Annotated in this window: 14 protein-coding genes; 11 read left to right on the top strand and 3 right to left on the bottom strand. The window is 73.5% G+C overall.

Annotated features, from left to right (window positions below; genetic code table 11):
* Positions 1-199 precede the first annotated feature (199 nt).
* From ACFY3I_RS10825 to ACFY3I_RS10800, 6 genes are all read left to right on the top strand, one after another.
* The gene (locus tag ACFY3I_RS10825; RefSeq protein ID WP_390860294.1) at positions 200-1,978 is read left to right on the top strand and encodes a DUF3492 domain-containing protein; all 1,779 of its coding nucleotides are present in this window, start codon (positions 200-202) and stop codon (positions 1,976-1,978) included.
* Positions 1,975-3,306, top strand: a complete 1,332-nt coding sequence (locus ACFY3I_RS10820) for a hypothetical protein (RefSeq protein WP_390860293.1) — start codon at positions 1,975-1,977, stop codon at positions 3,304-3,306. The genes ACFY3I_RS10825 and ACFY3I_RS10820 overlap by 4 nt, the downstream gene beginning before the upstream one ends.
* Positions 3,307-3,487: 181 nt before the next feature.
* Entirely contained in the window at positions 3,488-4,447 is a 960-nt protein-coding gene (locus ACFY3I_RS10815) for an NAD-dependent epimerase/dehydratase family protein (RefSeq protein ID WP_365290519.1), read from the top strand.
* Positions 4,435-5,184 carry a spherulation-specific family 4 protein gene (locus tag ACFY3I_RS10810; RefSeq protein WP_365290520.1) on the top strand — a complete coding sequence of 250 codons (750 nt, stop codon included), beginning with the start codon at positions 4,435-4,437 and terminating at the stop codon, positions 5,182-5,184. The genes ACFY3I_RS10815 and ACFY3I_RS10810 overlap by 13 nt, the downstream gene beginning before the upstream one ends.
* Before the next feature lie 63 nt (positions 5,185-5,247).
* Positions 5,248-6,426, top strand: coding sequence for an adenylyltransferase/sulfurtransferase MoeZ (gene moeZ, locus ACFY3I_RS10805; protein WP_365290522.1), 1,179 nt, complete (start codon positions 5,248-5,250; stop codon positions 6,424-6,426).
* Positions 6,427-6,529: 103 nt separating this feature from the next.
* Entirely contained in the window at positions 6,530-6,826 is a 297-nt protein-coding gene (locus ACFY3I_RS10800; RefSeq protein WP_390860292.1) for a hypothetical protein, read from the top strand.
* Positions 6,827-6,858: 32 nt separating this feature from the next.
* Here the strand turns inward: ACFY3I_RS10800 and ACFY3I_RS10795 are convergent, their stop codons facing one another.
* The 3 genes from ACFY3I_RS10795 to ACFY3I_RS10785 form a co-directional block, all read right to left on the bottom strand.
* Positions 6,859-8,406, bottom strand: a complete 1,548-nt coding sequence (locus tag ACFY3I_RS10795; RefSeq protein WP_390860291.1) for an alpha/beta hydrolase — start codon at positions 8,404-8,406, stop codon at positions 6,859-6,861.
* Between the two features lie 134 nt (positions 8,407-8,540).
* Positions 8,541-10,082 carry an alpha/beta hydrolase gene (locus ACFY3I_RS10790; protein ID WP_390860290.1) on the bottom strand — a complete coding sequence of 514 codons (1,542 nt, stop codon included), beginning with the start codon at positions 10,080-10,082 and terminating at the stop codon, positions 8,541-8,543.
* An 80-nt stretch (positions 10,083-10,162) separates the two neighbouring features.
* On the bottom strand, positions 10,163-13,051 hold the full coding sequence (locus ACFY3I_RS10785) for a lysylphosphatidylglycerol synthase domain-containing protein (protein WP_390860289.1): 2,889 nt from the start codon (positions 13,049-13,051) through the stop codon (positions 10,163-10,165).
* A 161-nt stretch (positions 13,052-13,212) separates the two neighbouring features.
* Here ACFY3I_RS10785 and ACFY3I_RS10780 point away from each other — a divergent pair, with 161 nt between their 5' ends.
* The 5 genes from ACFY3I_RS10780 to nudC all read left to right on the top strand — a co-directional run bounded on the left by ACFY3I_RS10780 (position 13,213) and on the right by nudC (position 23,632).
* A complete protein-coding gene (locus tag ACFY3I_RS10780; RefSeq protein WP_390860288.1) occupies positions 13,213-13,599 on the top strand; it encodes an MGMT family protein in 387 nt (128 codons plus the stop codon).
* 266 nt (positions 13,600-13,865) lie between these two features.
* Positions 13,866-17,468, top strand: coding sequence for a UvrD-helicase domain-containing protein (locus ACFY3I_RS10775; protein WP_390860287.1), 3,603 nt, complete (start codon positions 13,866-13,868; stop codon positions 17,466-17,468).
* Positions 17,469-17,514: 46 nt separating this feature from the next.
* Positions 17,515-21,009: a UvrD-helicase domain-containing protein gene (locus ACFY3I_RS10770; protein WP_390860286.1), complete on the top strand. Its 3,495-nt coding sequence runs from the start codon at positions 17,515-17,517 to the stop codon at positions 21,007-21,009.
* Between the two features lie 119 nt (positions 21,010-21,128).
* A complete protein-coding gene (locus ACFY3I_RS10765; RefSeq protein WP_390860285.1) occupies positions 21,129-22,532 on the top strand; it encodes a dipeptidase in 1,404 nt (467 codons plus the stop codon).
* A 155-nt stretch (positions 22,533-22,687) separates the two neighbouring features.
* Entirely contained in the window at positions 22,688-23,632 is a 945-nt protein-coding gene (gene nudC / locus ACFY3I_RS10760; RefSeq protein WP_390860284.1) for an NAD(+) diphosphatase, read from the top strand.
* The last annotated feature ends 6 nt before the right edge of the window (positions 23,633-23,638 follow it).

The raw sequence follows: 23,638 nt of genomic DNA, 5'->3' as shown, positions 1-23,638 counted from the left end.
TGTGACGTTCCGGTCCCACCCCCCCCCCCCGCGCCCCCCACCGCCCCCCGCGGGTTATTTCTCCCCCGGCCCCCCCGGGGGGGGGGCGCGCCCCCCCCCCCCCCCCCCCGCCACCGCCTTGTCCGCATACGTTCGTCCCGCTGCGAGCCGCCGGGACAACGGCGGCTCCCCATACGGGAGATCGATCGGGGGTGCACACGTGCGCATCGGACTGCTTACGGAGGGTGGTTATCCGTATGTGAGCGGTGACGCCGGACTCTGGTGCGACCGGCTCGTGCGCGGGCTCGGGCAGCACGAGTTCGACCTCTACGCGCTCAGCCGCAGCGGGCGCCAGGAGGACGAGGGGTGGCTGCCGCTGCCGCCGCACGTCAGCCGGGTGCGGACGGCTCCCCTGTGGACCGCCGAGGCCGACGGGGTCGAGTACGGCCGGCGCGCGCGCCGGCGCTTCGTCGACGGCTACGGCGAACTGGCGGCCGTACTGTGCGCGGGCCCGGGCGTCGGCGGCCCGGCGGGCCAGGAACCGGACGGCGCCGGCGACGCGGACGGTACGGGCGGCCCCGGCACCGGGACCGGGATCGGCCATCTGGCGGACCGTTTCGGCAGCGCGCTGTACGGACTCGCCGAACTCGCCCGTGACGAAGGCGGACTGATCGGTGCGCTCCGCTCCGACAGCGCCGTGCGCACACTGGAACGCGCCTGCCGCGCCCCCGGCGCACTCGGTCCCGCACGCGAGGCGCGCGTACCGGATCTGCTCGCCGTCGCCGCGCACCTCGAACGCGCCCTGCGCCCCCTCTCGCTCGACTGGTACGACGACGACGGCCTCGGCGCCGTCGACCTCTGCCACGCCACCGGCGGCGGCCCCGCCGCCCTGCCCGGTCTGCTCGCCCGGCACTTCTGCGACGTGCCCCTGCTGGTCACCGAGTACGGCGTGCAACTGCGCTCGCACTACCTCGCCTCCGGCCCCGACGCGGCCACCCCGGCCGTGCGCACCCTGCTCGCCGCCTTCCACGGCCGGCTCGCCGCCGAGGTCTACGGCCGCGCCGCGATCATCACCCCCGGCAACGCGCACGCCCGCCGCTGGCAGGAGCGCTGCGGCGCCGACCGGTCCCGGATCCGCACCGTCCACCCGGGCATGGAGGCCTCCCGCTTCGCCGAGGTCGGCGAGGCGCCGGACCGGGCCGACCCGGACACGCTCGTGTGGGTCGGCCGGATAGAACCGTCCAAGGACCTGGTGTCGCTGCTGCACGCCTTCACCGAGGTCCGCAGGGCGGAGCCCAACGCCCGGCTGCGGGTGGTGGGCACCCCGGCGGGCGCCGACGGCCGGGCCTACCTGGGCCACTGCAGGGCACTCGCCGCCCAGCTCTTCCCGGACGAGGCCGACGGGGTGCACGCCGTCGGCGACAACCCGGTCTGCTTCGAGGAGATCGGCGGTCCGGAGGCGCCCACCCTCGCCGACGCCTACGCGTCCGGTTCGGTGGTCGTCCTCTCCAGCGTCGTCGAGGGCTTCCCGGTCGGCCTGGTCGAGGCGATGCTGTGCGCCCGGGCGACCGTCTCCACCGACGTCGGCGCCGTGGTGGAGGTGATCGGCGGCACCGGACTCGTCGTACCCCCGCGCAACCCGCGGGCGCTCGCGGAGGCGTGCGTGTCGCTGTTGCGCGACCCTGAGCGCCGTGAGCGGCTCGGGGCCGCCGCACGCGCCCGAGCGCTCGAACTGTTCACCGTCGAGCAGAACATCACGGCATTTCACGGCATTTACCTGGAGATCGTCTCGCACTCCCCGGTGCGCCGGGTCGTCCTCGACGAGACGGGCGAGCCAATGCCGTTCGCCGCGCCGGCCGAGGCCCACGTCCCCGGCCGCTGGACCGGTCCCACGGTCCGCGCCGGAGGCCGCGGCGGCCCCGGCTGGGCCCTGGGCGCCCCGCCGACGTCGAGCCCGGTGCGCGCCACCCCGCTCACCGCCCCGGAGGGCGCCCGGTGAACGGCGTCCAGGACGACCCCGGTCACGGCCGTCCCGGGGCGCCGGACCGGCCCGGGCGCCCCGGCGCGGCCGGAGCCCGGGACACACGGTCGCAGGAGTGGCTGCTCGGCACGGCGGACGCCGGCTCCGAGGACGCTCTGTCCGGGAGCCGGCCGCCGGGGTCCGCCGCGGCCCCGGAAAGACCTTCCACCCGGACCGTGTGGGAGTCCGCGGGCAGCCGCGGGCCCGGCCCCCGGCGAGGCGCCGCCGACCCCGTGAAGGCGCTGATGCACCGTCACCGCGCCCTCTGTGAACAGGCCGTCGACCCGCTGGAGATCGCGGCCGGCCTCGAGGCGCACGGTGTCACCGACCGGACCGCCGCCCGCTTCCGGCACCGGGACGTCTTCTCGCTCGCCGAGGAGCTCTACGCGCGCGTGCCCCGCGACGGCGACCGGCCTCCCCGACCGGAACCGGCGCCCGCGCCCCGCGCCCGCGCCGACTGGGTGCTGCTCACGCTCCTGCCGGGTGCGGTCGGCGCGGCGGTGGCGGTCGGCGTACGCCTCACCGAGGGCCGCCCCCGTCTGCTGACGGCGGCCGCCGGCGTCCTCGTCCTCGCCCTGGCCGCGGGCCTGGCCCTGCGCGGCGGACCCCTCGCCGTGCCCGGCCGTGCCGTGGCCCGGCCCGCCGTGACCGGCACCCGCGTATGGACCTGCTGGCTCCTCGCCTACGCACTGTTCGGCAACGGCCTGCTGCGAACCGTCCTGGACGGCGGCCCCGACGGCCTGCCGACCGGTGCCGCGCACGGTCCCTGGCCGGTGGCCACCGCGCCCGTCCTGGCCCTCGTGCTGGCCTGCGCCCCGGCCGCCTGGAGCACCCACCTCTTCACCGCGGCCGCCCGCCGCAGGCTCGCGGCCAGCAGGGGCCTGGCGGAGTTCGCGGGGGCCGTCCAGCCCCTGCTGCTCGGCACGTTCGCCCTCTACCTGGGTGTTCTCACCACTCTGCTCGCCGTGTGCGGCGCCGCCCTGGGCGAATCCGCCGGCTACCCCGAGGCCCTCACCCTCGGCGCGCTCCTGCTGCTCGCCCGCCTGCTCGCCGTGCACCGTCTGCCGCAGGGCCCCGCACTCGCCCTCGCCGCGGCCGCCGAAGCGGCCGCCGTGGGGCTGGTCCTGGCCGGCCGGCTGCCCGGCTGCGCCTTCCTGGCGAGCCCCGTCGACGCCCTGGCCCAGGCCTGGGGCGCGGGCGCCGTCCCGGCGCTCGCCTGCGGCACCGCGGCCCTGGCACTGCTGTTCCGGGCCACCCGCACCCTCACCCGGGCCCCGGCCCACGCGTCGACGGGAGAACCGCAGTGAGCAGAGCTCCCGTTCCCTTCGCCCGCACCGCCGTGCCGTCGCGGCGACAGGCGCCCGGCATCCCGCCGGAGGCAACCGCACCACCCCTTGAAGGAGACCGCCAGATGACCACCTCCCGACCCGGACCCGGAGCGTCCGGAACCACCGGAGTCGCCGGAGCGCACACCCCGGGAGCCACGCGATGAGGGTTCTGCTGATCGGAGCCAACGGATACCTCGGCCGCTTCGTCGCCGACCGGCTGCTCGCCGACCCGGCCGTCCAGCTCACCGCGCTCGGCCGCGGCGACGACGCCGACGTCCGCTTCGACCTCGCCACCGGCAGCCCCGGTGCGCTCACCCGCTTCCTCGACGCGGTCCACCCGGGCGTCATCGTGAACTGCGCCGGCGCCACCCGCGGCGGTGCCCGCGAACTCACCCGGCACAACACCGTCGCCGTCGCCACCATCTGCGAGGCCTTGCGCCGCAGCGGCTGCGGAGCCCGCCTGGTGCAGATCGGCTGCAGTGCCGAGTACGGCCCGAGCCAGCCCGGCTCCTCCACGGCCGAGGACGCCGTACCGCGCCCCGGCGGCCCGTACGGCGTCAGCAAGCTCGCCGCCACCGAACTCGTCCTCGGGTCGGGCCTGGACGCCGTCGTGCTGCGCGTCTTCTCGCCCGCCGGGCCCGGCACCCCGGCCGGCTCCCCGCTCGGCCGCCTCGCCGAGGCCATGCGCCGCGCCATGCAGTCGGGCGACGGCGAACTCAAACTCGGCGGCCTCGGCGCCCAGCGCGACTTCGTCGACGTACGCGACGTCGCCCGAGCCGTCCACGCGGCCTCCCTCTCCGCGGCCCAGGGCGTCATCAACATCGGCTCCGGCCGCGCCGTCCGCCTCCGCGACGCCGCCGCCATCCTCGCCCGGGTCGCCGGATACGGCGGCGCCCTGCACGAACTCGACGGCCCGGCCGGCCCCCTGCGCGGCCCCATCGGCCACCCCCGTACGGACCCCGACCACGCGGCGCCGGTCGCCTACCCGTACCCGGACGGCTGCGGCAGCTGGCAGCAGGCCGACGTGCGCTGTGCCCGCGACCGGCTCGGCTGGCGACCCCGTATCAACCTCGAGGAGTCCCTCGCGGACATCTGGATGGAGGCGGCGTGCCGCATCTGACCAGCACCAGATCGGACGCCGCCACCACCGGCGTCCGCACCGCCTTCGGCATCCCGGGCTACGCCCACCCCCTCCTCGCCCCGGCGCAGTGGGCCGAACTCACCCGACCCGGCACCCCCTTGCACTGGGTCGTCCTCAACGTGGCGAACGGACCCGGCAGCCGCCCCGACCCGCACTGCCTGGCGGCGGCCGGCCGGCTCCGCAACGCGGGCGTCCGCGTCCTCGGCCGCCTGGACACCACGCACGGCGCCCGCCCCCACGGCGACCTGCTGCTGGACGCCCGCCGTTACCACGACTGGTACCGCGTGGACGGCTTCCTGCTGGACCGCTGTCCCGGCGAACGCTCGGCCCTTCCCGAGATCCGCCGCGCGGTTGCCGCGCTGCGCACGGTCGGTGACGACCCCCACATCGTCCTCGGCCACGGCACCCACCCCCACCCGGGCTACGCGGAGAACGCCGACCAGCTGGTGACCTTCGCCGGCCCGTGGAGCGACTACCGCTGGTCGCACGTCGCCGAGTGGACCGCGGACTACCCGCCGGACCGCTTCTGCCACCTCGTGCACGGCGTGCCCCGCGGCCATCTCGAGGAGGCACTGCGCATCGCCCGCTGGCAGGGGGCCGCGACCATCTACTTCACCGACCGCACGGATCACGGCGGCCGGGTGGACCCCTGGGAGAACATGCCCGGCTACTGGGACGACATCGTCTCGCGGGTCGGGACGGGTGTCTCGGAATGAACAGGCACGTGGCAGTGTTACGGGAAGAACAACCGTAGTGATAGACCGACCAACGGAGTCCCCGTGTCGCTGCCACCCCTGGTCGAGCCAGCCTCTGAGCTCACCGTAGACGAGGTCCGCAGGTACTCCCGCCACCTGATCATCCCCGACGTCGGGATGGACGGGCAGAAGCGGCTGAAGAACGCGAAGGTGCTCTGTGTGGGCGCCGGCGGCCTGGGTTCGCCGGCGCTGATGTACCTCGCCGCGGCCGGTGTCGGCACGCTCGGCATCGTGGAGTTCGACGAGGTCGACGAGTCGAACCTGCAGCGGCAGATCATCCACAGCCAGGCCGACATCGGCCGCTCCAAGGCCGAGTCCGCCCGTGACTCCGTCCTCGGCATCAACCCGTACGTGAACGTCGTCCTGCACGAAGAGCGGCTCGAGGCCGAGAACGTGATGGACATCTTCAGCCAGTACGACCTGATCGTCGACGGCACCGACAACTTCGCCACCCGCTACCTGGTCAACGACGCGTGCGTGCTGCTCAACAAGCCGTACGTGTGGGGCTCCATCTACCGCTTCGACGGCCAGGCCTCGGTCTTCTGGTCCGAGTACGGCCCCTGCTACCGCTGCCTCTACCCGGAGCCCCCGCCCCCGGGCATGGTCCCCTCCTGCGCCGAGGGCGGCGTGCTCGGCGTGCTCTGCGCGTCCATCGGCTCCATCCAGGTCACCGAGGCGATCAAGGTCCTCACCGGCACCGGTGAGCCCCTCGTCGGCCGCCTGATGATCTACGACGCCCTGGAGATGCAGTACCGCCAGGTCAAGGTCCGCAAGGACCCGAACTGCGCGGTCTGCGGCGAGAACCCGACCGTCACCGAGCTCATCGACTACGAGGCCTTCTGCGGCGTCGTCTCCGAGGAGGCCCAGCAGGCGGCCGCCGGCTCGACGATCACTCCCAAGCAGCTCAAGGAGTGGATCGACGACGGCGAGAACATCGAGATCATCGACGTCCGCGAGCCGAACGAGTACGAGATCGTCTCCATCCCGGGCGCCAAGCTGATCCCGAAGAACGAGTTCCTCATGGGCACCGCCCTCGGCGGCCTGCCCCAGGACAAGAAGATCGTCCTGCACTGCAAGACGGGTGTCCGCAGCGCGGAAGTCCTCGCGGTCCTGAAGTCCGCGGGCTTCGCGGACGCCGTGCACGTCGGCGGCGGCGTGATCGGCTGGGTCAACCAGATCGAGCCGGAGAAGCCGGTCTACTGAAACCCCTTGTGGCGGGCTGCGGTATTGCACCGCGGCCCGCCGTTTTGCCGCCCTGGGCCGGCGTCAACTGGTCAGGTCGCTGTTGACGACTATGATCCACGCCATGCCCGATGATCCCCAGCAACCCGCTTCCGTCTCCGAGCCGGTGGAGATACCGCTACCCGCTTACCTGCGGTCCCTCCTGCCTCACATGATGCTCAAGGGTTGGCTGGCGCCTCTGGTGTTCGCACTGCTCGCCTTCGCCTTCTGGGAGTACGCGCACAGCAGCCTGGCCATATCACCCAGTCGAAACATCCTCGTGGCGTCGTGCTTTGCCGTCGTGAGCGTGTTCTACGTGTTCGCCAGGCTGTGGGTGGGCTGGCGCGTGCGTCGTGTCGTCAAAGAGCGGTCACGGCACTGACTGAGGCAAGACCGCAGCTCCTGCGCCCATCGTCATGAGCAGACCTTGCCGTCCTTCGGGACCGTGCCCTCCAGCAGGTAGGCGTTCACCGTCGAGTCCACGCAGTCGCTGCCCCTGCCGTACGCGCTGTGGCCCTCGCCCTTCCAGGTCAGTTCGACGCCGACGCCCTTGCCCAGTTCGTCGGCCATCCTCCGGGCGCCCTCGTACGGAGTCGCCGGGTCGCCCGTGTTGCCGACCAGCAGCACCGGGGCCGAGCCCGGGGCGCTCACCTGCGGGGTGTCGTACTGTCCGGCCACCGGCCAGTCGTGGCACCAGCCGGCCGTGTCCCAGCCCAGGAAGTCGCCGAAGACGGGCGAGATCCTCTCGAAGTCGGGCAGCAGCTTCTTGGTCTGGGCGGGCGTGGGCCGCTGCCGGTCGTCCAGGCACGATATGACCCGTTGGGAGTGGGCGCTCGTGCCGTAGTGCCCCGCGGAGTCGCGTTCGTTGTACTGGTCCGCGAGCGACAGCAGCTCCGAGCCGTCGCCGTCCTCGGCCGCCTGGAGCGCGCTGGTCAGCGTCGGCCAGCTGTCCTGGCTGTACAGCGGCAGGACGATACCGGTGACCGCGAGGGTGTCGGTCAGCCTGCGGCCCGAGGAGGTCGCGAGCGGCTCCGCGTCGAGCTTCCGCAGCAGGGCCGCGATCTTCCGCGAGCCCTGCTCCGGGTCCTGTCCTGTGGACTTGAGGTAGTCGTCCAGCGCCCGCTGGAAGCCCCGGGCCTGGTTCTTCGCGTGGCCGACCGAGTCCGCGGCCGGGTCGACGACAGCGTCCAGGATGAGCCGCCCCACCCTCTTCGGGAACAGGTGGGCGTAGACGCCGCCGAGTTCGGTGCCGTAGGAGATGCCGAAGTAGTGCATCCGCCGATCGCCGAGTACCTGGCGCATCAGATCCATGTCCCGGGCCGTGTCGGTCGTCGAGACGTGTGCGATCAGATCGCCGGCCGCCTTCTGGCAGCCCTTGCCGAAGGAGGCGGCGTCCTGGAAGTACGCCGTCTCCTCGGCGGCCGTGTCCGGGGTGGCGTCGACCGACTCGGCGGACCGCAGCTCCTTGTCGCTGCGGCACCGGATCCCCTCACTGGCGCCCACTCCGCGCGGATCCCAGCTCACCAGGTCGTACCGCTCGCGCAGGGCGGAGACGGTGGTGGCGTAGTACGGCATCCTGGAGACGCCCGAGCCGCCGGGGCCGCCGAAGTTGAACAGCAGTGAGCCGATCCGCTTGCCCGGACCACCGTCTGCCTTCGCCCGGATCAGCGCCAGCCCGATGGTCCTCCCGCCCGGCTTCGACCAGTCCAGCGGTACCTTGAGGGTCGCGCACCGCCACTCGTCGCCGGGTGCGGCGGAGTCCGAAGTGGAGTCGCAGCGGCCCCAGTCGAGCTTCTGCGAGGTCAGGGAGGAGGGCAGGGCGGCAGCGGCCGCGGAGGGGGACGACGGCTCTTCGGACCGCGTCTTCCCCTCGTCCCCGCCCCCGCCCGACGGTCCGCCGCCGCACCCGGCCACCAGCAGCCCGGCGGCGACAACGGCCACCCACCGTACGAAACGCGCCATGTCGCGCACACCCCCCTCACAGGCTCTCCGCGGGTTCGTCGCGGAGAGCGGTCAGGTCATAGTAGGCGGATCCAGCGCAGGCCGTTGCTGCCTGTGGATAACCGCTTGACCTGCGAGTTCTTCGTTCGGGGTGGTCACGAACAGACCGTGCCGGCCTTCGGTACCGTGCCCTGCAGCAGGTAGCCGTTCACGGCCGACTGCACGCACTTGTCCTTGCTGTCGTAGGCCCCGTGACCCTGTCCCTTCCAGGTCAGCTCCACGCCGACGCCCTTGCCCAGCGCGTCGACCATCTTCTTCGCACCCTCGTAGGGCGTGGCCGGGTCGCCCGTGTTGCCCACGACCAGGATCGGCGCCGCCCCGGGCGCGCTGACGTCGGGGTGGTCGGCGGCGCCCGGCACCGCCCAACTCGTGCAGCTGACCATGCCCCACGCGAGGTAGTCGCCGAACAGCGGTGAGGCGGCCCGGAATTCGGGCAGCTTCTGCTGCACGTAGTCGGCGGTGTAGCGGGGCTTCTCGTCGGCGCAGTTGATGGCGATGTTCGCCGCCGTGATGTTGCTGTACTCGCCGTTCTGGCTGCGGCCGTTCATGGAGTCGGACAGCAGCATCAGGATCTTCCCGTCACCGTCGTACGCCTCTTCGAGGCCCTCGGTGAGGTACTCCCAGAAGTCCTTGGAGTACAGGGACTGGGCGATGCCGTTGGTGGCGGCGGTCTCGGTCAGCCGGCGCGGGAGGATGCCGGGGATCGGTTTCTTGTCGAGGTCCGCGAGGAGCTTGGCGATACGGTTCTTCACGTCCTGCGGGGTGTCGCCGATCGGGCACTCGGGCACCTTGGAGGTGCAGTCCTCGGCGAAGTTGTCGAGCGCGAGCTGGAAGCCCTTCGCCTGTCCCAGTGAGCTCTGTTCGGGGTTCTGGGTCGGGTCCACCACGGCGTCGAAGACGGCCCGGCCCACGTTCTTCGGGAACAGGTGGGCGTAGACGCCGCCGAGTTCGGTGCCGTAGGAGATGCCGAAGTAGTGCAGTTGCCGGTCGCCGAGGACCTGGCGCATCAGGTCCATGTCGCGAGCAGCGTCGGTGGTGCGCACCTGCGGGAGGATGGTCCTGGAGTTCTTCTCGCAGGCCGCGTTGAACTGCCTGGTGCGTTTGATCAGCTGGTCGCGTTCGGCGGGTGTGTCGGGTGTGGCGTCCTGCTGGAAGTAGTTGTCGAGCTGTTCGTCGTTCTCGCACTCGACGGGGTCGCTGCGGCCGACCCCGCGCGGGTCGAAGCTGACGAGGTCGTAGCGGGTGCGCAGGGCCGCGTAGTCCCCGCCGAACGCGGGGAGCGTGGTGACGCCGCTGCCGCCGGGCCCGCCGAAGTTGAAGATCAGCGAGCCGATCCTCTGACTCGCGTCGCCGCTGGCCTTGGCGCGGATCAGGGCGAGACCGATCGTGGCGCCCTTGGGCTTCGACCAGTCCAGCGGCGCCTTCATGGTGGCGCACTGCCAGGCCCCGCCACCGGGCAGCGGCGAGGGGGTGTCGCCACCGCCTTCCGCCTCGTCGGGGGCCGGACAGTCCTTCCAGTCCAGTTTCTGAACCGCCAGGTCCCCGTCCTTGACGCTGTCGCCGCACCCGGCGAGCAGGCAGGACAGCACCAGGGCGGCGGACAGGGCGGCGGCAGGGATCCGGAGGGGGTTCGGCATGTTCCCATCCTGCGGTCGCACGCGGCCACGCGCGCGGGGCGCGAGCCGTACGAGGTACGACCCGGGAACCGCCGCCGTGGCTAGAGCGCTCCCTTGCGGGAGAGGTGGTTGAAGGCCAGCCAGCCGGGCAGGACCGGCAGCCACAGGGTCAGCAGCCGGTACAGCAGGACGGCGGGGGCCGCGACCTCCTTGGGGAGGCCCACGGCGATCAGGCCGACGGTCAGGGTCGCCTCGACCGCGCCCACTCCGCCCGGGGTCGGCGCCGCGGAACCGAGCGCGTTCCCGGCGAGGAAGACGACGGCGACGCTGGCGATGCTGAGCGAGGTGCCCTGGTCGCCGAAGGCGCGGATGGAGGCGTCCAGGCACATCACGAAGCAGGCGGTCAGCAGCAGCATGCCGCCGATGCCGGTGACGAGCTTCTGCGGCCGCTGCAGCACGTCCAGCATGCGCGGTACGACGCCCGCGAACAGCGACCGCACGCGCGTGGAGACGAATTTCCGCAGGAACGGCACCGAGGTCACCACGAGAACCAGGACGGCGACGGTCAGCAGCCCCGCGATGACGGTGCGGGACGGCGACAGCGACGGTGTCTTCTCGGTTCCGGTCAGGTAGCCGAAGGACAGCAGCATCAGGATGTGACAGCCGAGCCCGAACAGCTGTGAGGCACCGACGCTCGCCACCGCGAGGCCGGGGCGCACCCCGGCGCGCTGCAGGAACCGCGTGTTCAGCGCGACCCCGCCGACCGCCGCCGGCGCGACGATCTTCACGAACGAGCCGGCCACCTGCGCCGCCGCGGTCCGTACGAACGGCACCCGCTCCGGCACGAACCCGAGCAGCGCCATGGCGGCGGCGACGTAGCTGAGCGCCGAGAACAGCACCGCGGCGATCACCCAGCCCCACTGGGCGTTCGCGACCAGCGGGCCGAACTCGATGTGGGTGAGCTGGGTCAGCAGGTAGTACGCGCCGATCGCACCGGCGATGAGGCTGATCAGGGTGCGCGGCCGCACCCGCTCCAGGCGGGCGGGTTCCACGGGTGCCTGCGGCCTGATCCGCAGCACCTGGTGCCGGATCTGGGTGAGCAGGTCCTCCTCGCGGGCCTCCTCCAGCGCGTCGTCCAGGGCCCGCTTCTCGGCCCGCTGCTCGGCGCGCACCGTCTTCTTGTCGGGCTTCTCCGCTTCCTCCGCACGGGCCTGCTTGGCCTGCCGGGAGGCCTCCAGCACCGCGTCGCGTTCGCGCTGGGCGCGCTCCCGGGCGAGTCTTCGCAGTGTCGCGCGCGTGGACCGGGTGAGCGCGATCGGCTGGAGCATCGGCAGGCAGTCGGCGACCGCGTCGGGTCCGAGGACGCCGACCGCCGAGGCCACCGCCCGCTCGGCGCCGACCCGCAGGCCGATCGTGGTGACCAGTTGGGCGACGTCCATGCGCAGCAGCAGTTCGCCGGCCGCGATCTCGCCGCCGCGCAGGTCCGTGAGGATCACCTTGCCGGAACGATCCACCAGGATGGCGTCACCCGCCAGCCTGCGATGCGCGATCCGGCGGGACTGCAGTGCCTGCACCTGGTGCCAGGTGTGGCGCAGCAGTTCGTCGGTGATCTCCTCGTCGCCCAGTGAGTCGAGGGTGCGGCCGCCGGTGTGCTCGTAGACGAGCATCACGGCGTCGGGGCCGAGTTCCGAGGTGGCGATCAGCTTGGGCGCGTTGGCGCCGGCCGCGATGGCCGCGTACGCCAGCAGTGCCTCCTGCTCCAGGGCCTGGCGCAGCGACTGCAGGCTCGAGCGGGTGGCGAAGCCGCGCAGGGTCAGGTTGCGCCACGCGCGGTAGAAGAAGCCCTGTGCCTGCTGTTCCCGGTCGACGACCGTGACGTCCAGCGGCGGGCCGTCCTCCAGGGTGACGAAGTAGCGCCGGCCGCGGTCGCCGTTCTCGGTGTCCAGGGCCTCCTCGCGCGCCGCGCCGACCGGGTGGAAGCCGACGTGCCGCAGGCCCGCCAGCAGGGTCCGGCCGGTGGGGCGGACGTTGGGGGAGCCGACCGCGTAGAGCGTGCCGTAGGCGACGGTCCAGCCGATCAGCACCGTCAGGATGATCGAGAACGGTGTCGTGTAGCCGGTGACCAGCATGGAGAACGCGTCGAGCGTCAGCACGATCCACAGGACCGCGCGCCATCTCGGCCGCCGGGACATGCCGACGGCCGTCATGTAGGCGATGACGGGCGCGAGATAGCCGTGCACGGGATCGGTGAGGGCGTGGATGTCACCGGGGGAGGGCTGGGTGAGGGCCTCCTGGATCGAGCCCGGGGCGGCCCGGGCGACCCACAGGTCGGTGGCGAGGGTCACACCGTGGGCGAGGACGGCCGCGAGTACGCCGTCGGCGATGCGCAGTCCGTCCCGCTTGATCAGCCGCTCGATGGCGAACGCGACCGGTACCAGCAGGATCGCGATGCTGGAGGCCAGTCCCGCGATCTTGATCAGCAGGTCGGGGGCCTGTCCGGTGCCCTTGTTGATGTCCTGTTCGAGTCCGGAGGTGGTGCCGTGCGCGAACGCGGCGATGCCGAGCAGTACGGCGATGGCCAGTACGCCGACCAGGAGGCGCATGAGGTCGGAGGGGCGGTGCACGCGCGCGGGGAGCAGCGGTTCGTCGCCCTCCACCTCGTCGGTGTGGATCTCGTCCGGCACGTGTTCCGCCTCGGAGACGTCGTGGGCGGCGTCGGGTTCGACGGTGACGGCCCGGTGTCCGGTCTCCGGCGGATGTCCGCCGTCCGGGGGGCTCCCGGCGTCAGACGTCACGGGACCGGTGGGATCCGTGGGATTCACCGGGCCGGTGGGATCCGCGGGATTCACGGGATTCGTGGGATTCACGGGATTCTTGGGTACGGTGCCGGGTTCCGGCGCGTCAGGGCGTGCGGCGGCGCCAGGGGTGCCCGCCGCTCCGTCGGGGTGCACGCCCTGCTGCTCGGTCTGCTCTTCTTGATCTCGTATCACCAGTCACCGCCCGCACGATGGTGGCATGCCCCACCGACACACGAGGGCATCAGGGTGCAGATGCGGGGGCGCACAGTCTGCCCCAAGCGCCGTCCGGGGGCGAGGCGGAGACCTGGCACGGACCCCGCCGGTTGTCGGTGGGGTGCGGCAGGATGGGGCGAATGAGCGAGCGAAGCCTTCCCGAGGACACCCGAGAGGGGTACGCGGACGAGCTGCCCGAATACGCCGAGCGGGTCCTGGAGGTCGCCGAGCGGATCCCGCCCGGGCGGGTGATGACGTACGGCGACGTCGCGGAGTGGCTGGAGGAAGGGGGACCTCGCCAGGTGGGGCGGGTGATGGCCCTGTACGGCGGCGCCGTCCCCTGGTGGCGGGTGGTGCGCGCCGACGGGGCGCTGCTGCCGGGGCACGAGCTGACCGCCCTGGACCACTACCGCGCGGAGGGCACCGCGCTGAAGGAGGCGAGCAGGGCCGCGGCGGGCCATCTGCCGCGCCTCGACATGAAGCGGGCGCGGTGGGACGGCGACGCGGACTCGGGTGCTCACACCTGACAGCTTCCGCCATCCGGGTCCCCCGAGGGGAACCTGTGGCCCGTTCGAGGGATGCCGGGGACGTCCGTGGCATGACGTACGTTCGAGGGGTGCGGGGCGTGCGTGCCACGACTGGCGCCCGTGACGGACGGGATGAACCGGAAGCTCTGCTTCCGCCCGATTCGTCGGCGTAGCGTCGGCTGCGCGTGTCCCGCTCACCCCGCGGCCACCGCACCGCCCGCACGAACGCGAGCCAACCAGCACACCCACCAGGACCGGCGAACCACGTGAGCTCCTCTTCCTCCACCAGGCGCCTGCCGCACCCCCAGGTGCGACAGGGGAACAGTGGCGCTTACCGGCTGGTGCGGACCCCGGCGGCCGATACGGATCCCCCTCGTCTGGACGCCGCGCAGCGCGCGGTGGTTGAGCACGCGGCCGGCCCGCTGCTCGTCCTCGCGGGTCCCGGCACCGGGAAGACCACCACCCTCGTGGAGTCGGTGGCCGCCCGGATCGCCCGCGGCGAGGACCCCGAGCGGATCCTCGTGCTCACGTTCAGCCGCAAGGCCGCCGTCGAACTGCGCGACCGCATGGCGCTGCGCGTGGGCGCGGCCCGCGCACCCCGCGCGACCACCTTCCACTCCTACTGCTACGCCCTGGTCCGCGCCCACCAGGACAGCGGCCTGTTCGTCGACCCGCTGCGGCTGCTCTCCGGCCCCGAGCAGGACGTCACCGTCCGCGAGCTGCTGGCCGGCCAGGCCGAGCTGGAGCGGCTCGGACTCGACCCGGTGCGCTGGCCGGACGACCTGCGCGCCTGCCTGACCACCCGGGGTTTCGCCGACGAGGTCCGCGCGGTCCTCGCCCGCAGCCGCGAACTGGGCCTCGACCCCGCCGCCCTGGACGCCTTCGCCCGCCGTATCGGCCGACCGGACTGGCGGGCGGCGGCCTCCTTCCTCGCCGAGTACCTCGACGTCCTCGACCTCCAGGGCGTCCTCGACTACGCCGAACTCGTGCACCGCGCGGTGCTGCTCACCCGGCGCCCCGAGGTCGCCCTGGACCTGGCCGGCCGCTACGACGCCGTGTACGTGGACGAGTACCAGGACACCGACCCGGCCCAGGCGCGGCTCCTGCACGCGCTGGCCGGCGGCGGCCGCACGCTGGTCGCGTTCGGCGACCCCGACCAGTCGATCTACACGTTCCGGGGCGCCGACGTGAACGGCATCCTGGACTTCCCGTCGGCCTTCGCGCGCGTGGACGGCCGTCCCGCCCCCGTCGAGGTGCTGCGCACCTCCCGCCGCTCCGGCGCCGGCCTGCTGGCCGCGACCCGTCTGCTGACCCGGCGGATGCCGCTGACCAGGCTGCCCGCCGACAAGGTGCGTGCCCACCGGGAACTGGACGCCACGCGGGACGGCGGCACGGTCGAGGTCTACGCGTACCCGACGCCCGGCGCCGAGCTGGACAACATCGCCGACATCCTGCGGCGCGCGCACCTGGAGGACGGCGTGCGCTGGAGCGACATGGCCGTCCTGGTGCGCGCCGGGTCCAGCACCATCCCGACGGTCCGCCGCGCCCTCACCGCGGCCGGCGTACCCCTGGACATCGACGGCGACGACGTTCCGCTGCGCCACGAACCGGCGGTGGCACCCCTGCTGACGGCCCTCAGGGCGGTGGCGCGGGCGGCGGCACACCCCGGCGCGGTCGAGGACGCCACCGACGCGGGCTCCGGCGGGGCCGAGGGCGCCGTCGACGTGGGCCCCGGCGAGGAAGCGGGTGCCTCCGACGCGGGCTCCGGCGGGGCCGAGGGCGCCGTCGACGTGGGCCCCGGCGAGGAAGCAGGCGACTCCGACCCGGGCCCCCGCGCGGCCAGGGGCGTCGCCGACGCAGGCCCCGGTGAGGAAGCAGCTGCCTCCGACGCGGGCTCCGGCGAGGAAGCAGGCGCCTCCGACCCGGGCCCCCGCGAGGCCGTGGGCGCCGTCGACGTGGGATCCGGCGACGACGACGGCCCCGCGGCCGCCTCCGGCTGGCTCGACACCGAGACCGCGCTCACGCTGCTCGCCTCCCCCCTCGCGGGCATGGACGCGGCCGACCTGCGCCGCCTCGGCCGCGCCCTGCGCGAGGAGGAACGCGCCGCGGGCAACGCGCTGCCGCCGCCCTCGGACGACCTGCTCGCGCGGGCCCTCGCCGAACCCGAGCGCCTGGCCGTGCACGACCCCGGATACGCGCGCGGGGCGCAGCGGCTCGGCGCACTGCTCAGGAAGGCCCGGGAACGCCTGGCAGGCGGCGGTACGGCCGAGGAGGCGCTGTGGGACCTGTGGAACGGCACGCCCTGGCCCTCGCGCCTGGAGCGCGCCGCCCGCCGGGGCGGCGCGGCCGGCCGCAACGCCGACCGTGACCTGGACGCCGTGTGCGCGCTGTTCGCCACCGCCGCCCGCGCGGAGGAACGCAGCGGCGGCCGGGGCGCGCAGAACTTCCTGGCGGAGATCGAGGCCGAGGACATCGCCGCCGACACCCTCGCCGGGCGCGCGGTGCGCCCCGACGCCGTCCGCCTGCTGACCGCGCACCGCTCCAAGGGCCTGGAATGGCACCTGGTCGTGGTCGCCGGCGTCCAGGAGGGCCTGTGGCCCGACCTGCGCCGCCGCGGCTCGCTGCTGGAGGCCGACCGCATCGGCCGCGACGGCCTGGCCGAACCGCTCACCCCGGGCGCGCTCCTCGCCGAGGAGCGCCGCCTCTTCTACGTCGCCGCCACCCGCGCGCGTGAACGCCTCGTCGTCACCGCCGTGAAGGCCCCCGCGGACGACGGTGACCAGCCCTCCCGGTTCCTGACCGAGCTGGGCGCCGAACCCCAGGACGTCAGCGGGCGCCCCCGCCGCCCGCTGTCCGTGGCCGCGCTGGTCGCCGAGCTGCGCGCGACCACGGTCGATCCGCGCGCGTCCGAGCCGCTGCGGGAGGCCGCCGCCCGCCGGCTGGCCCGGCTGGCCGCACTCGCCGACGAGGACGGCCGCCCCCTGGTGCCCTCCGCCCACCCCTACCGCTGGTGGGGCATGTTCGAGCCGACCGAGAGCAAGGTGCCGCTGCGCGACCGCGACCAGCCCGTGGTGCTCTCCGGCAGCGCCCTCGACCAGCTGGCCAACACCTGCAGCCTGCAGTGGTTCCTGGGCCGCGAGGTCAAGGCCGACGCCCCCGCCACCACCGCCCAGGGCTTCGGCAACGTCGTGCACGTCCTGGCCGACGAGGTCGCCTCCGGACGCACCCCGGCCGACCTCGCGGTCCTCATGGAGCGCCTGGACTCGGTGTGGAACGCGCTCGCCTTCGACGCCCCCTGGAAGTCGGCCCAGGAGAAGGACAACGCGCGCGTGGCGCTCGAACGCTTCCTGAAGTGGCACGTCCTGGACCGCACCGCCCGCACCCCCGTGGCCAGCGAACAGGACTTCGACGTCAGCCTGGAGGCCGGCGACTACGAGGTGCGCATCCGCGGCCAGATCGACCGCGTGGAGACCGACGGCGACGGCCGCGCCTACGTCGTCGACTTCAAGACCGGTAAGCAGGCACCGAGCGCCGCCGAGGTGGCCCGGCATCCACAGCTCGCCGTCTACCAGCTCGCGGTCCGCGAGGGCGCCGTGGACGAGGCCTTCGACGGCGTGCGCCCCGAGGCCGGCGGCGCCGAACTGGTGCACCTGCGGCAGGGCGCCGCCCGGCGCGACGGCGGTGAGACCCTGCCCAGGGTGCAGGCCCAGGAACCACTGGAGGGGGAGTGGGTCGGCGACCTGCTCGCCACCGCCGCCGGCAAGGTCCTCGACGAACGGTTCACACCGACCACCGGCCAGCACTGCACGCACTGCGCCTTCCGGGCCTCGTGCAGCGCGCGGCCCGAGGGACGGCACGTGGTGGAGTGAGCACCGGTTCAACGATTGTCAGTGCCCGCGGCTAGCCTTTTCCGTCATGTCCGCACTCATCACCGACCCCGAGCAGCTCAAGGAGCTCCTCGGCATCCCGTTCACCCCGGAGCAGACGGCCTGCATCACCGCGCCGCCCGCCCCCCAGGTGATCGTGGCCGGCGCCGGGTCGGGCAAGACGACGGTGATGGCGGCCCGCGTGGTCTGGCTGGTCGGCACCGGACAGGTGGCCCCGGAACAGGTCCTCGGGCTGACCTTCACCAACAAGGCGGCCGGCGAGCTCGCCGAACGCGTCCGCAGGGCGCTCGTCGCGGCCGGCGTCACCGACCCCGACACCATCGACCCCGACAACCCGCCGGGCGAACCGGTCGTCTCGACCTACCACGCCTTCGCCGGCCGGCTGCTGACCGGCCACGGCCTGCGCATCGGACTGGAGCCGGCCTCCCGGCTGCTGGCCGACGCCACCCGCTTCCAGCTCGCCGCGCGGGTGCTGCGCGAGGCCCCCGGCCCCTATCCGGCGCTCACCCGCTCCTTCGCCGATCTGGTCGGCGACCTGCTCGCCCTCGACTCCGAACTCGCCGAACACCTCGTGCGCCCCGAGGACCTGCGCGCCTTCGACGCCGACCTGCTGAACACCCTCGCGGCCGTCAAGCTCGGCAACGCCGACCTGCGCAAGGTCCCCGAAGCGGCCGCCGCCCGCCGCGAACTGGCCGAACTCGTCCTGCGCTACCGAACCGCGAAGCGCGAACGGGACCTGCTGGACTTCGGCGACCAGATCGCGCTGTCCGCCGCGCTGGCCGGCATCCCCGAGGTGGGCCGGCTGCTGCGCGACGAGTTCCGGGTCGTACTCCTCGACGAGTACCAGGACACCTCGGTGGCCCAGCGGGTGCTGCTGGCGGGGCTGTTCGGCGGCGGCACCGGGCACCCCGTGACCGCCGTCGGCGACCCCTGCCAGGCCATCTACGGCTGGCGCGGCGCCTCCGTCGCCAACCTGGACGACTTCCCCGAGCACTTCGCGCACGCCGACGGCAGCCCCGCCACCCGCCAGGCGCTCAGCGAGAACCGCCGCAGCGGCGGACGCCTCCTCGACCTCGCCAACGGCCTCGCCGAGCCGCTGCGCGCCATGCACGCGGGCGTGGCGGCCCTTCGCCCGGCCCCCGGCGCGGAACTCGACGGCACGGTCCGCTGCGCGCTGCTGCCGACCCACGCCGACGAGATGGAGTGGATCGCCGACTCCGTCGCCCATCTCGTCCGCACCGGCACGGCACCCGGCGAGATCGCGGTCCTGTGCCGTACGGCGACCGACTTCGCGGAGATCCAGGGCGCCCTCGTCGGACGGGACGTCCCCGTCGAGGTGGTCGGCCTCTCCGGACTGCTCCACCTGCCCGAGGTCGCCGATCTCGTCGCCGTTTGCGAGGTCCTCCAGGACCCGGGGGCCAACGCCTCCCTGGTGCGGCTGCTGAGCGGCCCGCGCTGGCGCATCGGCCCGCGCGACCTCGCCCTCCTGGGGCGCCGCGCCCGGCTGCTGGTGTCCCACGCGCGCGTGGGCGACGCCGACGACCCGGACCGCAGGCTCGCCGCGGCGGTCGAAGGGGTCGACCCGGCCGAGGTGATATCGCTCGCGGACGCTCTGGACACCTTCCTGGAGCTGCCGATCGGCACCGAGCGGCAGGACGACGGACTGCCCTTCTCGGCGGACGCGCGCGTGCGCTTCGCCCGGCTGGCCACCGAGCTGCGCGAACTGCGCCGCTCGCTGTCCGACCCGCTGATGGACGTCCTGCACCGGGTCCTCGCGGTCACCGGCCTGGAGGTGGAGCTGTCGGCCTCCCCGCACGCGCTGGCCGCCCGCCGCCGCGAGACGCTGTCCAACTTCCTGGACGTCGCGGCCTCCTTCGCGGCCGGGGACCAGGAGGCGACCCTGCTCGCCTTCCTCGGCTTCCTGCGCACCGCCGCCCAGTACGAGAAGGGCCTCGACAACGCCCTGCCCGGCGGCGAGAACACCGTCAAGGTGCTGACCGCGCACCGCTCCAAGGGCCTGGAGTGGGACGTCGTCGTCGTACCCGGCCTGGTCCGGGGCACCTTCCCGAGCGGTCAGGGCCGCGAGAAGTGGACCGCTCAGGCCAAGGTGCTGCCGCACGCCCTGCGCGGCGACCGGGACACCCTGCCCGAGGTCGACGCCTGGGACTCGCGGGGCATGAAGGCCTTCCACGAGGCGATGAAGGACCACCAGCACACCGAGGAGCTGCGCCTCGGCTACGTCACCTTCACCCGCCCCCGCTCCCTGCTCCTCGGCTCCGGGCACTGGTGGGGCCCCAGCCAGAAGAAGCCGCGCGGCCCCTCCGACTTCCTGCGGGCCCTGTACGAGCACTGCGTCGCCGGCCACGGCGAGATCGAGGCCTGGGCCGAGGAACCGGAGGAGGACGAGGAGAACCCGGCCCTGCACGCGGTGAGCGCCGACCAGGTGTGGCCGCTGCCCCTCGACGAGGCCGCCCTGGCCCGCCGCCGCGCGGCCGCCGAGACCGTTCTCGCCCACCTGGACACGCTCACTGCGGGCGGGACCGGCCGGCCGCCGGCCGGCCCCGACGCCGCCACCGCCGAGGACCCGGAGTGGCCCCCGCCACCCGACGACGAGGAGCCGGACCCCTACGCGGAGCCCGATCCCTACGCGGAACCGGGTCCCTACGAGGACGACCTCCCGGACGAGGACACCGCCGACTGGGACTCCCTGAGCGCCGACCGCCCCACGGTCCCGCACCAGGCCACGTCCGTCGACCACCCCGCCGACCATTCGCCGGAGCACGCGCGCGCGGCCGGGTCCGAGCACGCGCGCGTCCCGGAGCACGCCCTCCTCACGCCGGAGGAGACCCGCGCGATCGCCTCCTGGGACCGCGACCTCGACGCCCTCACCGGCGAGCTGCTGCACGCGCGCCGCGGCGTCACCGACGTGCCCCTGCCGGCCACGCTCTCCGCCACCCAGCTGATGAGGCTGGCCGAGGACCCGGACGGGCTCGCGCAGGAACTCGCGCGCCCCATGCCCCGCCCTCCGCAACCCGCCGCACGCCGGGGCACCCGCTTCCACGCCTGGGTGGAGGCGCGCTTCGAAGAGCTCACCCTGCCCATGCTGGACCCCGACGAGCTGCCGGGAAGCGATGCCGAGATCGCCGACGAACGCGACCTCGAAGCCCTCAAGGAGGCCTTCGAACGCACCGAGTACGCCCGGCGCACGCCCTACCGTGTGGAGGCCCCCTTCCAGCTGGCGCTGGCCGGGCGGGTCGTCCGGGGCCGGATCGACGCCGTCTACCGCACCGGGGACGGCGACGAGGCGACGTACGAGATCGTCGACTGGAAGACGAGCCGCACCCGTCCCGCCGATCCGCTCCAGCTCGCGATCTACCGGATCGGCTGGGCCGAGCAGCAGGGTGTGCCGCCGGAGTCGGTCACCGTGGCCTTCGTGCACGTCCGCACCGGAGAGGTGGAGCGGCCGGAGGGCCTGCCGGACCGGGCCGCCCTGGAAAGACTGATCATCGGGCAGGACGGGTGAGAGCGGGTGAAGACGGGCGAGTGTGGGTGAAGACGGGCGAGAGCGGGTGAGCGCGGGCGGGGCCGAGTGTGACGAACCGCCCGCCGAGGATGTCCGCGCGGGCCGATAGGCTCGTGACCATGAGCCAGACCCCGGACAGCGCCGTCCGCACGTACATCGAGCAGCACCGCGCCGTCTTCCTGGACCGCCTCACCGAGTGGCTGCGCATCCCCTCCGTGTCGGCCCAGCCCGAGCACGCCGCCGATGTCCGGCGCAGCGCCGACTGGCTCGCCGCTGAACTCGGCAGGACCGGCTTCCCGACCGCCGAGGTCTGGGAGACACCGGGCGCTCCCGCGGTCTTCGCCGAATGGCCCTCGGGCGACCCCGGGGCGCCCACGGTCCTCGTCTACGGCCACCACGACGTGCAGCCCGCCGCGCGGGCGGACGGCTGGGACAGCGAACCCTTCGAGCCCGTCGTCCGGGGAAACCGCCTCCACGCGCGCGGGGCGGCCGACGACAAGGGCCAGGTGTTCTTCCACACACTCGGTGTCCGCGCCCACCTCGCCGCCACCGGCCGCACCGCCCCCGCCGTCAACCTGAAGCTGTTGATCGAGGGCGAGGAGGAGTCCGGCTCCCCGCACTTCCGGGCGCTCGTCGAGGAACACGCGGACCGGCTCGCCGCGGACACCGTGATCGTCTCCGACACCGGCATGTGGTCCGAGGACACCCCGACGGTGTGCACGGGCATGCGCGGGCTCGTCGAATGCGGGATCGTCCTGCACGGCCCCGACCAGGACATCCACTCCGGTGCCTTCGGCGGCGCCGTCCCGAACCCGGCCACCGTGGTGGCCCGCCTGGTCGCCGCGCTCCACGACGACCAGGGGCGCGTGGCGGTCCCCGGCTTCTACGACGGCATCGTGGAACCGAGCGCGCACGAGCGTCGGCTCTGGGCCGAGCTGCCGTTCGACGAGGAGGAGTGGCTGCGCGAAGCGCACTCGTACGCCACCGAGGGCGAGGCCGGGTACACCACCCTGGAGCGCGTCTGGTCCCGCCCCACCGCCGAGGTCAACGGCATCGGCGGCGGCTACCAGGGCCCCGGCAGCAAGACGATCATCCCGTCCTCGGCGATGGCCAAGCTGTCGTTCCGGCTGGTCGCGGGCCAGGAACCCGAGTACGTCGAGAAGGCCGTACGCGCCTGGGCCACCGAGCGGATCCCCGCCGGGATCCGCGCCGAGATCACCTTCCTGCCGGCCACCCGCCCCTGTCTCACCCCGCTCGACGACCCGGGCCTCCAGTCGCTGGCCCGCGCCATGGGCCGCGCTTTCGAGGGACCCGTCCGGTTCACCCGTTCGGGTGGCTCAGGGCCCGCCGCGGATCTTCAGGACGTCCTGGGGGCGCCCGTACTCTTCCTGGGCATCTCCGTGCCCTCCGACGGCTGGCACGCCCCTGACGAGAAGGTTGATCTGGACCTTCTCCTGAAGGGTGTGGAGACCAGCGCCTACCTGTGGGGTGACCTGGCCGAGAACTGGCGCCATGCCCCCTGACCCGTCCGCGCCGTCCGGAGCGGCACCGCGCGCGGGGCACACTGGAAGGACCGTGCCACCCGCCCCGTACCCGCCCGACCCGGTCTCCTCCCGCCCTTCGTCCTGCTGAACCGCCCGCTGAAACATCCGCTGCACTGGGGGAGTTGGAAGCACCCGTGACCACCTGGACCGACCACACCGCCGACCGACCCATCTCGCTCACCGCCCCGAGCGGCATCGACCGCGCTGCCCACCACCGGCTCGACGAGGCCTGGCTGGCGGCGGCGTGGAGCCACCCGGACACCCGCTGCTTCGTGGTCTCCGGTGGCCAGGTCCTCATCGACGAGACGCCCGACGGCCGTACCGAGCTCGTCATGACCCCCTCCTTCGAGGCCCCCCTCACCGAGGCGCACCGCTACTTCCTGGGCACCGACGAGGACGGCGTCAGCTACTTCGCGCTGCAGAAGGACGGGCTGCCCGGCAGGATCGACCAGTCCGCGCGCCCGGCCGGGCTGCGCGAGGCGGGCCTGCTGCTGTCCCCGCGCGACGCGGGCCTGATGGTGCACGCGGTCGGTCTGGAGAACTGGCAGCGCACCCACCGCTTCTGCTCCCGCTGCGGCGAACGCACGGTGATCGCCGCCGCCGGGCACATCCGCCGCTGCCCCGCCTGCGGCGCCGAGCACTACCCGCGCACCGACCCCGCCGTGATCATGGCCGTGACCGACGAGGAGGACCGTATCCTGCTCGGCCGCCAGGTGCACTGGCCCGAGGGGCGCTTCTCCACCCTCGCCGGCTTCGTGGAGCCCGGTGAGTCCATCGAGCAGGCGGTGCGCCGGGAGGTCTTCGAGGAGGCCGGGATCACCGTCGGCCCGGTCGAGTACGTCGCCAGCCAGCCCTGGCCGTTCCCGTCCAGCCTCATGCTCGGCTTCATGGCGCACGCCACCTCGACCGAGATCAACGTCGACGGCGACGAGATCCACGAGGCCCGCTGGTTCTCCCGCGACGAACTGGGAGCCGCCTTCGACTCCGGCGACGTCCAGCCGCCGTACGGGATCTCCATCGCGGCCCGCCTGATCGAGATGTGGTACGGCAAGCCGTTGCCGACGCGGAGCTTCGTCTGAGACGGC

Source organism: Streptomyces sp. NPDC001068, assembly GCF_042897315.1.
Taxonomy (GTDB): domain Bacteria; phylum Actinomycetota; class Actinomycetes; order Streptomycetales; family Streptomycetaceae; genus Streptomyces.
This window is presented reverse-complemented; position numbering and strand designations above follow the sequence as displayed.